Genomic DNA, 11,999 nt, shown 5'->3' on the forward strand with positions numbered 1-11,999 from the left:
CATGACCGGACTTCTGCCCTACTTCTCACCGAGCGTCTCCAGGAAATCCTTCACCCGGGAGAAGAAGCCGGTCGATTCCGGATTGTTCTCCCCGGACGAGACACGTTCGAACTCCTCGAGAAGTTCCCTCTGGCGCCGGCTGAGGTGCTGCGGCGTCTCGACCACGATCTGCACGTACATGTCCCCGAACTGCCGTGTCCTCAGGACCGGCATGCCCTTCCCCTTCAGCCGGTACTGCTTGCCGTTCTGGGTCCCCTCCGAAACCTTCACGCGGGTGCGCCCGCCGTCGACCGTCGGCACTTCGAATTGCCCGCCGAGCGCCGCCGTCGTCATGGAAACCGGCACGCGGCAGAAAATATCTGCGCCGTCGCGCTGGAAGAAGGCGTGTGGCCTGATCGACAGGAAGATGTAGAGGTCGCCGGCCGGCCCGCCGCGCAAGCCCGCCTCGCCCTCGCCGGCGATCCGGATGCGCGTGCCTTCCTCGATCCCGGCGGGAATGTTCACGGAGAGCGTGCGCGTCTGCATGACGCGGCCGGAGCCCGCGCAGTCGAGGCAGGGGTCGCGCACGACTTCGCCGCGGCCTTGGCAGGCCGGGCAGGTCCGTTCGATGTGGAAGAAGCCGCCCTGGCTGGCGCGCACGCGGCCGGCGCCGTGGCAGGTGGTGCAGGTCTGCGGGCTCGATCCGGGCCGTGCGCCCGAGCCGCTACAGATCTCGCAGGTGACGCTCGTCGGCACCTCGATCTCGACCGCCTTGCCCGTATAGGCCTCCTCCAGCGTGATCTCGAGATTGTAGCGGAGGTCGGAGCCGCGCTCGCGGCCGGAGGCGCGGCGCGCCCCTCCCATGAAGTCGCCGAAGATGTCGTCGAAGATGTCGGCGAAGGAGGAGAAGCCGGCGGTCTGGGCGCCGAACCCGCCGCCCTCGAAGGCCTGGTGGCCGAACCGGTCGTAGGCGGCGCGCTTCTGCGGGTCCTTGAGGACCTCGTAGGCCTCGTTCGCTTCCTTGAAGCGGTGCTCGGCGGTGGCGTCGCCCGGATTGCGGTCGGGATGGAGCTCCATCGCCAGGCGGCGGAACGCGCCCTTCAGCGCCTTTTCGTCGGCGTCGCGGGCGACGCCCAGCACTTCGTAATAATCGCGCTTGGCCATGGATGTCGGTATCGCAGATGGAGGAAGCCGCCCGGACCGGGTCCGGGCGGCCGATCATTTGCCGGGCTCAGGCGGACCGCTTCTTCTGGTCCTCGTCCGGGATCTCCTCGAAATCGGCGTCGACCACGTCGTCGTCCTTGGAGCCCCCGGCATGCTCGTCGCGCACCTCGTGCGAGGTGTCCTCCTGCTGCGCCCGGTACATGGCCTCACCGAGCTTCATGGAGGCCTGGGCAACCGCCTGCGACTTGGCCTGGATGTCCGAAACGTCCTCGCCGGAGAGCGCGCTCTTCAGGTCCGCGACCGCCGCCTCGATGGCCGACTTGTCGGCCTCGCCGACCTTGTCGCCATATTCGGCGAGCGCCTTCTCGGTGGAGTGGACGAGCGCCTCGGCCTGGTTGCGCGCCTCCACCAGCGCACGCCGCTCCTTGTCCTCCTCGGCATGCGCCTCGGCATCCTTCACCATCTTCTCGATCTCGGCGTCGGACAGCCCGCCGGAGGCCTGGATGCGGATCTGCTGCTCCTTGCCGGTGCCCTTGTCCCGCGCCTGGACGTTCACGATGCCGTTGGCGTCGATGTCGAAGGTGACCTCGATCTGCGGCATGCCGCGTGGCGCGGGCGGAATGCCGACCAGGTCGAACTGGCCGAGCAGCTTGTTGTCCGCCGCCATCTCGCGCTCGCCCTGGAACACCCGGATCGTGACCGCGCCCTGGTTGTCCTCGGCGGTCGAGAAGACCTGGCTCTTCTTGGTCGGGATCGTGGTGTTGCGGTCGATCAGGCGCGTGAAGACGCCGCCGAGCGTCTCGATGCCCAGCGACAGCGGAGTCACGTCGAGGAGCAGCACGTCCTTGACGTCGCCCTGCAGCACGCCGGCCTGGATCGCCGCGCCCATCGCGACCACCTCGTCCGGGTTAACGCCCTTGTGAGGCTCCTTGCCGAAGAGCTGCTTCACGACCTCCTGCACCTTCGGCATGCGCGTCATGCCGCCGACGAGCACCACCTCGTCGATGTCGCCAGGCGACACGCCGGCATCCTTGAGGGCGTTCTTCACCGGCTGGACGGTGCGCTGGATGAGGTCGTCGACGAGGCTCTCGAACTTCGAGCGGGAGAGCTTCAGGGTCAGGTGCTTCGGCCCGGAGGCGTCGGCCGTGATGTAGGGCAGGTTGATCTCGGTCTGCTGCGCGGAGGAGAGCTCGATCTTCGCCTTCTCGGCGGCCTCCTTCAGGCGCTGCAGCGCGAGCGCGTCCTTCCTGAGGTCGATGCCCTGGTCCTTCTTGAACTCGTCGGCGAGGTAGTCGACGAGCCGCATGTCGAAATCCTCGCCGCCGAGGAAGGTGTCGCCGTTCGTCGACTTCACCTCGAAGACGCCGTCGCCGATCTCGAGCACGGAGATGTCGAACGTGCCGCCGCCGAGGTCGTAGACCGCGATCGTGCCGGCCTGCTTCTTGTCGAGGCCGTAGGCGAGCGCGGCCGCCGTCGGCTCGTTGATGATGCGCAGCACCTCCAGGCCGGCGATCTTGCCGGCATCCTTGGTGGCCTGGCGCTGGGCGTCGTTGAAGTAGGCCGGGACGGTGATGACCGCCTTCTCGACCTTTTCGCCGAGATACGATTCGGCCGTCTCCTTCATCTTCTGCAGGATGAAGGCGGAGATCTGGGAGGGGGAGTATTTCTGGCCGTCGATATCGACCCAGGCGTCGCCGTTGTCGGCGCGCACGATCCTGTAGGGAACGAGTTCCTGGTCCTTCTTGACGGTCGGATCGTCGAAGCGCCGCCCGATCAGCCGCTTCACGGCGAAGATGGTGCGCGTCGGATTGGTCACCGCCTGGCGCTTGGCCGGCTGGCCGACGAGGCGCTCGCCGTCGTCGGTGAAGGCGACCATGGAGGGCGTGGTCCGTGCGCCTTCGGAATTCTCGATGACCTTGGCGGTCTTGCCGTCCATGACGGCGACGCACGAATTCGTCGTGCCGAGGTCTATGCCGATGACTTTCGCCATGTCTTTTCTCTCCTTTTCCGGCAGGCCGGCCAGACCCGAGCGGCGTCCTTGGACGAAAGGCGAACGCCTTCCCCGGCCCCCAACGAAGTGAAACAAGCAGGCTCGGGAGGCCCGCAAATCAGCCCTCCCGCGCGTTGCGGCTCATATAAGAAGGGCGTTTCGGGCTCGCAAGGATGTGATCGGCGGCAGCCGCAAGCGGAAGCGCGTCGCCTCCCGGCTCATCCTCCGCAGTTTCGGTGGCGTTCAGCCGCCGCCGCCCGTCTCCGCCGCCCGGAGAAAGGCGGCGAGCCGCGCACGCACCTCCCTCTGATGCCCGATGAGGAGGTGCCCGCCCGCGGAGACCGGCATGAATGCGGCGCCCGGGATCCGGGCTGCGAGGTGAGCGGCGATCATGAACGGGTTGATGCCGTCGTCGCGGGCATGGACGATCAGGGTCGGGGCGGCGACCTCTTCCAGCGCATACCGGCTTGAGGGATCGAGCGCCGCGCCTTCGTTGGCGAGACCCGGCGCCCGCGCGCTTGCAGGCAGGAAGGCGTCGAGCGCGGCTTGTACGAATGCGCGCTCCGCCGGATCGGCCGCGGCGGGACGGTCCTTCCGCACGTCGAAGATCCGGAGGAGCAGCGACGGCGCGACCCGCCTTGTCGCCCAGGCCGGAAAGTCGGAGGCGAAGAACGCCGGATAGAGCCATTCCGGCGCGGGGCGATCGAGCGTCCCGGCCGGCGCGCCCGCAAACGGGGCGGAGGAGAGCAGAACCAGGGCCGAGACGCGTGCGGGATGGCGCAGTGCGAGCTGGAGCGCCGGCGGCACGCCTCCGGACATGGCGACGACGGCCAGCCGTCCGATGCCGAGCGTGTCGAGAAGGGCCGCAAACGCGTCGGCCTGCGCGGCCGGGGAGGCGTCGGCGGGCAAGGGGCTGCGGAGATAGCCGAAGCGGGATGGTGCGATCCAGCGGAAGCCTTGCCCGACGAACGCCTCGGCAATGAGGAGGCCCTGATCGAAACCGCCGCCGGCGCCGTGGACCACGAGGACCGGAGGACCGTCGCCGCGCTCGGCGAACTCGACCACGCCGGCCGCGGTCGCGGCGGTCCGGGCTTCCCGCGCAAGGCTTTGCCGGATGCGACCGAGATCCGCCTGGAAGGCCTTTCGGACCGGCGCGGCGGCCAGGCCAGCCGCGGCGGCCAGCAGGGCGAGGCGATGCATCGCTTTCACGGCGTCCTCCTCGCGGCAGGCTGGAGGTCGAGCGGGTGCGAATCACCGGGCCACGGCCGCCGCTCGATCGTCCCCCGATTCGCGGCGAGGGCCCGATGTGCCGATCCGGGACGCACGCCTCCGGTCGTCTTAACGGTGTCGCCCGGACCGGCAGGCGCCGCGGCGGGCCGGCGCCGTGGGCCGTCAGGCTTCGCACCCCTTGCGCCGCAAGCCGCGCGCATTAACCCGCCGTTAACATTAAGCAAGGTTAATCGAACCATAACAGAGACCAAAGCCGTGACGACAGCCGCAGCTCCCTCCCGTCAATCGCTCCGCTTCAGAGGCCGCTCCTTCCTCGCGCTCGTGCTCGCGCCGGAGCCGCCGATCGAAGCGTGGTTCGTCGAGATCGACGCGCTCGGAAAGCGCTCGCCCGGCTTCTTCCGGGGACGGCCGGTCGTGCTCGACGTCTCGGCGCTGACCCTCGACAAGGCCGGCCTCGCAGCGCTCATCCAGGATCTCTACGATCGCGAGATCCGGATCATGGGCATCGAGGGCGCCAAGGCCTCGATGATCGGCCTCGGCATGCCGCCGCTCATCAGCGGCGGGCGTCACGCCGAAGAGGTCGAGATCCCCGATCCGGCGCCGCGCGGGACGCCGGCAGCGGCCGCCCAGGCCGCCGCCACGCCGATCCACGCGCCGAAGCCGCAGGGGCCGGTCCCGTCGCTGCTGATCGACAGCCCCGTCCGCTCCGGCCAGTCCGTGCTCTTCCCGCAGGGCGACGTGACCATCGTGGGCTCGGTCGCATCCGGCTCGGAGATCGTCGCCGGCGGCTCGATCCACGTCTACGGGACGCTCCGCGGCCGCGCGATCGCCGGCTCGACCGGCAATGCCGGCGCGCGGATCTTCTGCCACAAGCTCGAGGCCGAGCTCGTCGCCATCGACGGCCTCTACAAGACCGCCGACGACATGGAGCCCGAATACCGCGGGCGGTCGGTGCAGATCTGGCTCGACGGCGACACAATCATGATGACGGCGCTGAACTGAGAGGAGGGTGCTGAAGATGGCCAAAGTGCTGGTCGTGACATCCGGGAAGGGCGGCGTCGGCAAGACGACGTCCACGGCGGCGCTCGGCGCCGCCCTTGCGGCAACCGGGCAGAGCGTGGTGGTGGTCGATTTCGACGTCGGGCTGCGCAATCTCGACCTCGTGATGGGCGCGGAGCGGCGGGTCGTCTACGACCTGATCAACGTGGTGCAGGGCGACGCGAAGCTCGCCCAGGCCCTCATCCGCGACAAGCGGCTCGACAACCTGTCGCTCCTGCCGGCGTCGCAGACCCGCGACAAGGATGCGCTTTCCGAGGAAGGCGTCGACCGGGTCATGGGCGAGCTCCGCGAGAAGTTCGACTGGGTGATCTGCGACAGCCCCGCCGGCATCGAGCGCGGCCCGACGCTCGCCATGCGCCACGCCGACCTGGCGGTGGTCGTCACCAATCCCGAGGTCTCCTCGGTGCGCGACTCCGACCGCATCATCGGCCTGCTCGATTCCAAGACGCTGAAGGCCGAGCGCGGCGAGAAGATGGAGAAGCACCTGCTCCTCACCCGCTACGACGCCGCACGCGCGGAGCGCGGCGAGATGCTGAAGGTGGACGACGTCCTCGAAATTCTCTCCATCCCGCTCCTCGGCATCATTCCCGAGAGCCAGGAGGTCCTGCGGGCGTCGAACCTCGGCACGCCCGTCACGCTCTGCAATCCGCTGAGCGCGCCGGCCAAGGCCTATAGCGACGCCGCCCGCCGCCTTTCCGGCGAGCCGGTTGCGATGGCCGTGCCGAGCGACCGGCGCAGCATCTTCGGCAAGCTGTTCGGAAGGAGGGCGGCATGAACCTACTGGCGCTGTTCCAGCGGCGCGCAACGGCTCCCGTGGCCCGCGACCGGCTGCAGATCCTGCTCGCCCACGAGAGGTCGATGACCGGGCGGACGGACCTCGTCGCCGTGCTCCGCGAGGAGATCCTCGCCGTCATCGCCAAGCACCTCGCGGTCGACAGCGAGAAGGTCCAGGTGAAGATGGAGCGCGGCGACGTGGTCTCCACGCTCGAGGTCGAGATCGAGATCCCGACCGCGATCGCGCCGCCCGCGCCGGCAAGGGCATCGGCGGCCGCTCCCGCAGCCGCCTGACCGATCCGGCGCATGCCTCCCGGGGCCGCGGCGTTTGCGCGCCGCGGCTCCGGCTTTTCCGGCGCCGCTTAACGGTTCCTCAAGCGCCGCCTGTCTTTGGTTGCGCTGCGCCCGTAGAAGGTGAGCCGGACCGCGGCGCGTGCGGCCCTTGCGGCCGTTCCGGCGGAACGGGATGGACCCGTGCAGTTGAGAGACGCCACGCAGGTCAGCCGCGATCCCGGCCGGATCCATGCCTTCCCGATCGGCCGCGTCGTCTCGGTCGAGGGCTCCCGGGCAATCGTCGCCGCGCCCCCCAGGGAAGAGGAGGACAGCGCCGCCGAGGAAAACCCCGTTTCGGTCGGCAAGCTCCTCTCGATCAATGCCGGCCCGGTCCGCGTCATCGGGCTGATCTATTCGACCGCGGCCGCCAACCAGGCGGGGCCGGGCGGCGATGTCGGCCCCACGCTCGTGAAGGTCGAGCTCGTCGGACAGATCACCGATCAGCCGAGCCCGTTCTTCGAGCGCGGCATCCAGCATTACCCGGCCGTCGGGGCCGGCGTGCATGCCGTCGGCGCGAACGACCTCGCCACCATCTACGATTACGGGAGCGCGGAGACGATCGTCGTCGGCCGCCTCGGCCAGGACTCCTCGATCGAGGCGACCGTCCGGGTCAAGGACCTGATGCAGAAGCACTTCGCCGTGCTCGGCACGACCGGCTGCGGAAAATCGACCGCCGTCGCGCTCATCCTGCGCGAGATCCTGCGGGTGAACACGGCAGCGCGCGTGCTGCTGATCGACCCGCACAACGAGTACAAGGGATCGTTCGGCGAACTCGCCGAGGTGATGAGCCCGCGCAACCTGAACCTGCCCTTCTGGCTCTTCAATTTCGAGGAGATCACGGACGTCATCTACCGGCGCCGGCCGGGCGTTCCGGAAGAGCTCGACGTCCTCGCCGACCTGATCCCGATGGCCAAGGCACGCTACGCGCAGAAGCAGGAGCGCTCGAGCATCCTGCTCCGGCGCGAGGACGATTCCGGCCAGACGGTCGATTCGCCCGTGCCCTATCGCATGTCGGACCTCCTGGCGCTCATCGACGAGCAGCTCGGCAAGCTCGACGGCAAGGACGACCGTCCGCGCCTCAGGCGGCTGAAGGGCCGGATCCAGTCGGTCGCGCAGGACCCGCGCTATCAGTTCATGTTCTCGGCGAGGACCATCGAGGACACGATGGCCGACCTCCTGAAGACGCTCTTCCGCATTCCGGCGGACGGCAAGCCGGTCACGATTGTGGAGCTCGCTGGCTTTCCGGCGGAGGTCGTCGACGCCGTGGTCTCCGTACTCTGCCGCCTCGCCTTCGAACTCGGCATGTGGGGCGAGGGGCGCGTGCCGCTTCTCGTGGTCGCCGAAGAGGCGCACCGCTACGTGCCCGCGGACAAGCGGCTCGGCTTCGGCCCGACCCGGCGCTCGATCTCGCGGATCGCCAAGGAGGGTCGCAAGTACGGCGTCTATCTCGGCGTGATCACGCAGCGTCCCTCGGAGCTCGATCCCACCATCCTCTCCCAGTGCAGCACGATCTTCGCGATGCGGCTCGCCAACGACGCCGACCACGCCATCATCCGCTCGGCCGTCTCCGACGCCGCGACCTCGACGCTGGAAGCGCTGCCCTCGATGGGCAACCGCGAGGCGCTCGCCTTTGGCGAGGCCGTCTCCATGCCGATGCGGGTGCGGTTCACGACGGTTCCGGAGGCCACGCTTCCCCATTCCAAGCTCCGGAACCTGCAGGACGATTCCACGGAGGCGCAGGGCGGAGGCTTCATCGACGAGGTGGTGAAGCGCTGGCGGACGGTCGAGCTGCGGGCGAGGTGACGCCGCCCGTTGCGTCGCAGGGCCGGCGTCAGGCTGCGTGATCGCCCGCCCGCTTGACCCGCACACCGCCCGTGCGATCGAGCAGCGCGACGGCATCCGTCAGCCCGCGCGACCGGGCATGGTCACGCACGCACCAGTTCCGGGTGCCGAGGAGGAACCATCCGGCGCCGATTGCCGAGGCCGGGTCCGCGCTTGCGAGCGTGAGCCGGGAGCCCGTGCGCCAGGCGAGGCTGTCCCACCGCGTCGAGAGGCAGCGGAGCCGTGCCGGACTCTGCCAGAGCGCGAATTCGTGCGAGGAGAGCCTCGATGCGATCGGTTCGGGCGTGGCGAGGGTGAACGGGCATTCGAGCGCGAGCCTTGCCTCGCGCTCGACCAGCGTCGACCCGGCCGGCTCGCCGCCGTCGCCGAATTTGGGCGCCTGCTCGGCGTCGAGGCGAAACGTGCCGAGCACGTCCGCCGTCTCGGCGGCGGAGGCGAGCCGCTCGTTTGCAGCGCGCCAGTCCGGGAGGTACGGAAGTGCCGCGCGCTCGTGGGACCACGACAGGAACAGCAGGCCGGCCGCGCGCCCGGCCCGCGTCCGCCGCGCCGCGCCATAGACGGAGAGCGCGACCGAGACGCCGTCCAGCGTCCAGGTGGCGTAGGAGCGGACGGCGCTCGACGGGTCGGGATGGTCGCGCACATCGACGCTCGCGCGGTAGGCCGGGTCGCCGAGCGTCGCCTCGATCCGGTCCGCCCAATGCTCGGATCCGCCATCCCCCGGCGCCGCGAGCAGGTATGCGGCGATCAGGACCGGGCGCTCCGGTGCCGGGGCCGCGACGTCCACGGCGAGGGTGCCGAACCCGAACGCTTCGGGGCAGCGCAGGCGCAGCGGAATGCGCCGCAGGCGCGCCGGAGAGCCGGCGCCGTCCCGCACCGCGCCCGCCAGGGTGGTGCCCCAAGGCAGGAAGCTCGTCCCGGTCCAAAAGCCGCGTTCGAAATCCTGCATCGTCCCCGCCGTCCGGAAAAGCTCGTGCCGCTCGTCGCCCGTCTATGTGCCGGGGACGGCGGTCTCACGCCAGTGCCCAGCCGCATCTGCGGCCGCACGACACGCGTTTCGCGCTTGTGCCGCTGCCGGTCTCCGGCTTGACTGCAGGGCTCCCGGGCCGCGGCGCGGGACCTGGCGCGGGCGAGCAGGCGAGCGGGCGAGCGGGCGATGCAGCCTTTCGTGTTCAACACCACACCCCGGATCGTCTTCGAGGCCGGCGCCGCGGCGCGGCTCGCCGCGATCGGCGGCCCCATGTTCGGCGGACGGATTCTCTTCGTCACCGATTCCGGGCTGCGCGGCCTCGGCCTCTGCGACCCCGCCCTCGCCTCGCTCGAGGCGGCCGGCGCGCAGGTTGCCGTGTTCGACGCGGTCGAGGCCGATCCCTCGCGCATGACCCTTGAACAGGCGGTCGAGGCGGGGCGGGCGGCGGACGCGGACGCGGTGATCGGGTTCGGCGGAGGCTCCTCGCTCGACGTCGCCAAGCTCGCTGCCCTTCTTCTCGGCTCGGGCGAAGACCTCGACCAGGCCTGGGGCGTCGGCATGGCCAGGGGGCCGCGCCTGCCGCTGGTGCTCGTCCCGACCACCGCCGGCACCGGCTCGGAGGTGACGCCCGTCGCCATCATCACGGTGGGAGCGGAGGAGAAGCGCGGCGTCTCCTCTCCGCTGATCCTGCCCGACACAGCCGTCCTCGACGCCGAACTGACGCTCGGGCTTCCGCCCGCGATCACCGCCGCCACCGGGGTCGACGCGATGGTGCATGCGATCGAGGCGTACGCTTCGCAGAGCCCCAACAACAATCCGCTGTCGCGCATGCTCGCGCGCCAGGCGCTCCGCCTGCTCGGAGCGAACATCGACGCCGCCGTCTTCCACGGCCGCGATCTCGCCGCGCGCTCCGCGATGCTGCTCGGCTCCATGCTCGCGGGTCAGGCCTTCGCCAATTCCCCGGTCGCCGCCGTCCACGCGCTCGCCTATCCGATCGGCGGCACGTTCCACGTTCCGCACGGCCTCTCCAACGCCCTCGTCCTGCCACACGTGCTGCGCTTCAACGCGCCGGACGCGGCGCATCTCTACGCAGAGATCGCGGGCGACGCCTTCCCCGGTCTCGGCGCGGAAGAGGGCACGCAGGCCTGCTGCGCGGCCTTCATCGAAGAGCTGGCCGGCCTGTGCCGCCGGCTCGGCATGCCGACAAGGCTGCGCGAGGTCGGCATCGCCGAGGCCGACCTGCCGAAGATGGCCGCAGATGCCATGAAGCAGCAGCGGCTGCTGGTGAACAACCCCCGGCCCGTCGGCGAAGCCGACGCGCTCGCGATCTACCGCGCCGCCTGGTGAGGGGCAGCCGGACGCGGCACGGGCCGCCGCGGCTATCCGCCTGCGGGTCCGAACAGCATCTCGGCCGGAATTGTGCTGATTCGTCCGAACCCTGCGACGAGATGGCCGTTTAGGGTCTCGAACCGGTACGTCGCGAAGTCGCCGAACCGGGCATAGCCGCCCGCTTCCGGGTGGGCGGCGAGGAAACGCGCGCGGGCGGCCTCCTGGTCGGCCGCGGGCGCTGTGCGGCCGACGAGCGTCACGCGGCTGTCGGCCAGCCGATCCGCGGCCGCGGCCGAATCGGCGACGAGGAGAAGCGAGGCCCGGCGGTCCCGGGCGAGATTCTGGGTATGCACGGCGAGCTTGGAAAGGAGCAGGAGCGGCGCGCCGTCGAGATCGAAACCGACCGTCACGAGCGAGGCGAAAGGGGTGCCGTCCGGAAGCAGCGTCGCCAGCGATCCGGCCTTCGCGCCGCGCAGGACCTCCTTCGCCAGCGCGGCGTGTTCGGCCGGAATTGCGTTGCCGGGGTGCGACTCGTCAGCCATCTAAAGGTTCCTTTGCCACAATCCGTTCGCATTCTGTTACATAAGCGGACCCGGCCCTGCGCCGAAAAGACGAAAGGAGTCCGGTCATGCCGACCATCGCGCTCGTCGACGACGACCGCAACATCCTCGCCTCGGTCTCGATGACGCTGGAGACCGAGGGATATCGGGTGCAGACCTACAATGACGGCGCAACCGCGCTCGACGGGCTGTCGCAGAGTCCGCCCGATCTTGCGATCCTGGACATCAAGATGCCGCGGATGGACGGCATGGAGCTCCTGCGCAAGCTTCGTCAGAGCTCGGACATGCCGGTGATCTTCCTCACCTCGAAAGACGACGAGATCGACGAACTCTTCGGCCTGAAGATGGGTGCCGACGATTTCATCAAGAAGCCGTTCTCCCAGCGCCTCCTCGTGGAGCGCGTGAAGACGGTGCTCCGGCGCTCGCAGCCGAAGGACGGCACCGCGCCGCGCGCCGGCGAGCCGAGCCGGACGCTCGAGCGCGGCGCGCTCGTGATGGACCAGGACCGGCATACCTGCACCTGGAAGGGCGAGAACGTCACCCTCACCGTGACCGAGTTCCTCATCCTCTTCGCGCTCGCCCAGCGTCCGGGCGTGGTGAAGAGCCGGAACGCGCTGATGGACGCGGCCTACGACGACCAGGTCTATGTCGACGACCGCACGATCGACAGCCACATCAAGCGGCTCAGAAAGAAGTTCAAGGCGGTGGACGACGACTTCAATATGATCGAAACGCTCTACGGCGTCGGCTACCGCTTCCGGGAAGCCTGACC

General features: G+C 69.6%; 11 protein-coding genes. 6 read left to right on the top strand and 5 right to left on the bottom strand.

Annotated elements, in window-relative coordinates; translation table 11 throughout:
• Positions 1 to 18 precede the first annotated feature (18 nt).
• From dnaJ to ACUN0C_RS01285, 3 genes are all read right to left on the bottom strand, one after another.
• Positions 19 to 1,143 (bottom strand): molecular chaperone DnaJ, encoded by a 1,125-nt coding sequence (gene dnaJ / locus ACUN0C_RS01275; protein ID WP_445464499.1) that lies wholly within the window; start codon positions 1,141 to 1,143, stop codon positions 19 to 21.
• Between the two features lie 67 nt (positions 1,144 to 1,210).
• Positions 1,211 to 3,133 (bottom strand): molecular chaperone DnaK, encoded by a 1,923-nt coding sequence (dnaK, locus tag ACUN0C_RS01280; RefSeq protein ID WP_445464500.1) that lies wholly within the window; start codon positions 3,131 to 3,133, stop codon positions 1,211 to 1,213.
• A gap of 243 nt (positions 3,134 to 3,376) precedes the next feature.
• Positions 3,377 to 4,333, bottom strand: a complete 957-nt coding sequence (locus tag ACUN0C_RS01285) for an alpha/beta fold hydrolase (protein WP_445464855.1) — start codon at positions 4,331 to 4,333, stop codon at positions 3,377 to 3,379.
• A 285-nt stretch (positions 4,334 to 4,618) separates the two neighbouring features.
• On the opposite strand from ACUN0C_RS01285, the gene minC reads away from it, so the two are divergent.
• The 4 genes from minC (at position 4,619) to ACUN0C_RS01305 (ending at position 8,332) form a co-directional block, all read left to right on the top strand.
• Positions 4,619 to 5,365, top strand: coding sequence for a septum site-determining protein MinC (gene minC, locus ACUN0C_RS01290; RefSeq protein ID WP_445464501.1), 747 nt, complete (start codon positions 4,619 to 4,621; stop codon positions 5,363 to 5,365).
• 16 nt (positions 5,366 to 5,381) lie between these two features.
• Positions 5,382 to 6,197 carry a septum site-determining protein MinD gene (minD, locus tag ACUN0C_RS01295; RefSeq protein ID WP_445464502.1) on the top strand — a complete coding sequence of 272 codons (816 nt, stop codon included), beginning with the start codon at positions 5,382 to 5,384 and terminating at the stop codon, positions 6,195 to 6,197.
• Positions 6,194 to 6,490: a cell division topological specificity factor MinE gene (gene minE / locus ACUN0C_RS01300; RefSeq protein ID WP_445464503.1), complete on the top strand. Its 297-nt coding sequence runs from the start codon at positions 6,194 to 6,196 to the stop codon at positions 6,488 to 6,490. The genes minD and minE overlap by 4 nt, the downstream gene beginning before the upstream one ends.
• Before the next feature lie 180 nt (positions 6,491 to 6,670).
• Entirely contained in the window at positions 6,671 to 8,332 is a 1,662-nt protein-coding gene (locus tag ACUN0C_RS01305; protein ID WP_445464504.1) for an ATP-binding protein, read from the top strand.
• Positions 8,333 to 8,360: 28 nt separating this feature from the next.
• Here the strand turns inward: ACUN0C_RS01305 and ACUN0C_RS01310 are convergent, their stop codons facing one another.
• Positions 8,361 to 9,317 carry a hypothetical protein gene (locus ACUN0C_RS01310; RefSeq protein ID WP_445464505.1) on the bottom strand — a complete coding sequence of 319 codons (957 nt, stop codon included), beginning with the start codon at positions 9,315 to 9,317 and terminating at the stop codon, positions 8,361 to 8,363.
• Positions 9,318 to 9,524: 207 nt separating this feature from the next.
• Between ACUN0C_RS01310 and ACUN0C_RS01315 the strand changes: the two genes are divergently transcribed.
• Positions 9,525 to 10,685, top strand: coding sequence for an iron-containing alcohol dehydrogenase (locus tag ACUN0C_RS01315; RefSeq protein WP_445464506.1), 1,161 nt, complete (start codon positions 9,525 to 9,527; stop codon positions 10,683 to 10,685).
• Between the two features lie 32 nt (positions 10,686 to 10,717).
• Here ACUN0C_RS01315 and ACUN0C_RS01320 read toward each other — a convergent pair whose 3' ends face one another.
• Positions 10,718 to 11,209 (bottom strand): HugZ family pyridoxamine 5'-phosphate oxidase, encoded by a 492-nt coding sequence (locus ACUN0C_RS01320; protein WP_445464507.1) that lies wholly within the window; start codon positions 11,207 to 11,209, stop codon positions 10,718 to 10,720.
• 86 nt (positions 11,210 to 11,295) lie between these two features.
• On the opposite strand from ACUN0C_RS01320, the gene ACUN0C_RS01325 reads away from it, so the two are divergent.
• A complete protein-coding gene (locus ACUN0C_RS01325; protein ID WP_445464508.1) occupies positions 11,296 to 11,997 on the top strand; it encodes a response regulator transcription factor in 702 nt (233 codons plus the stop codon).
• Positions 11,998 to 11,999: the final 2 nt, after the last annotated feature.

It is taken from the genome of Faunimonas sp. B44, assembly GCF_052655945.1.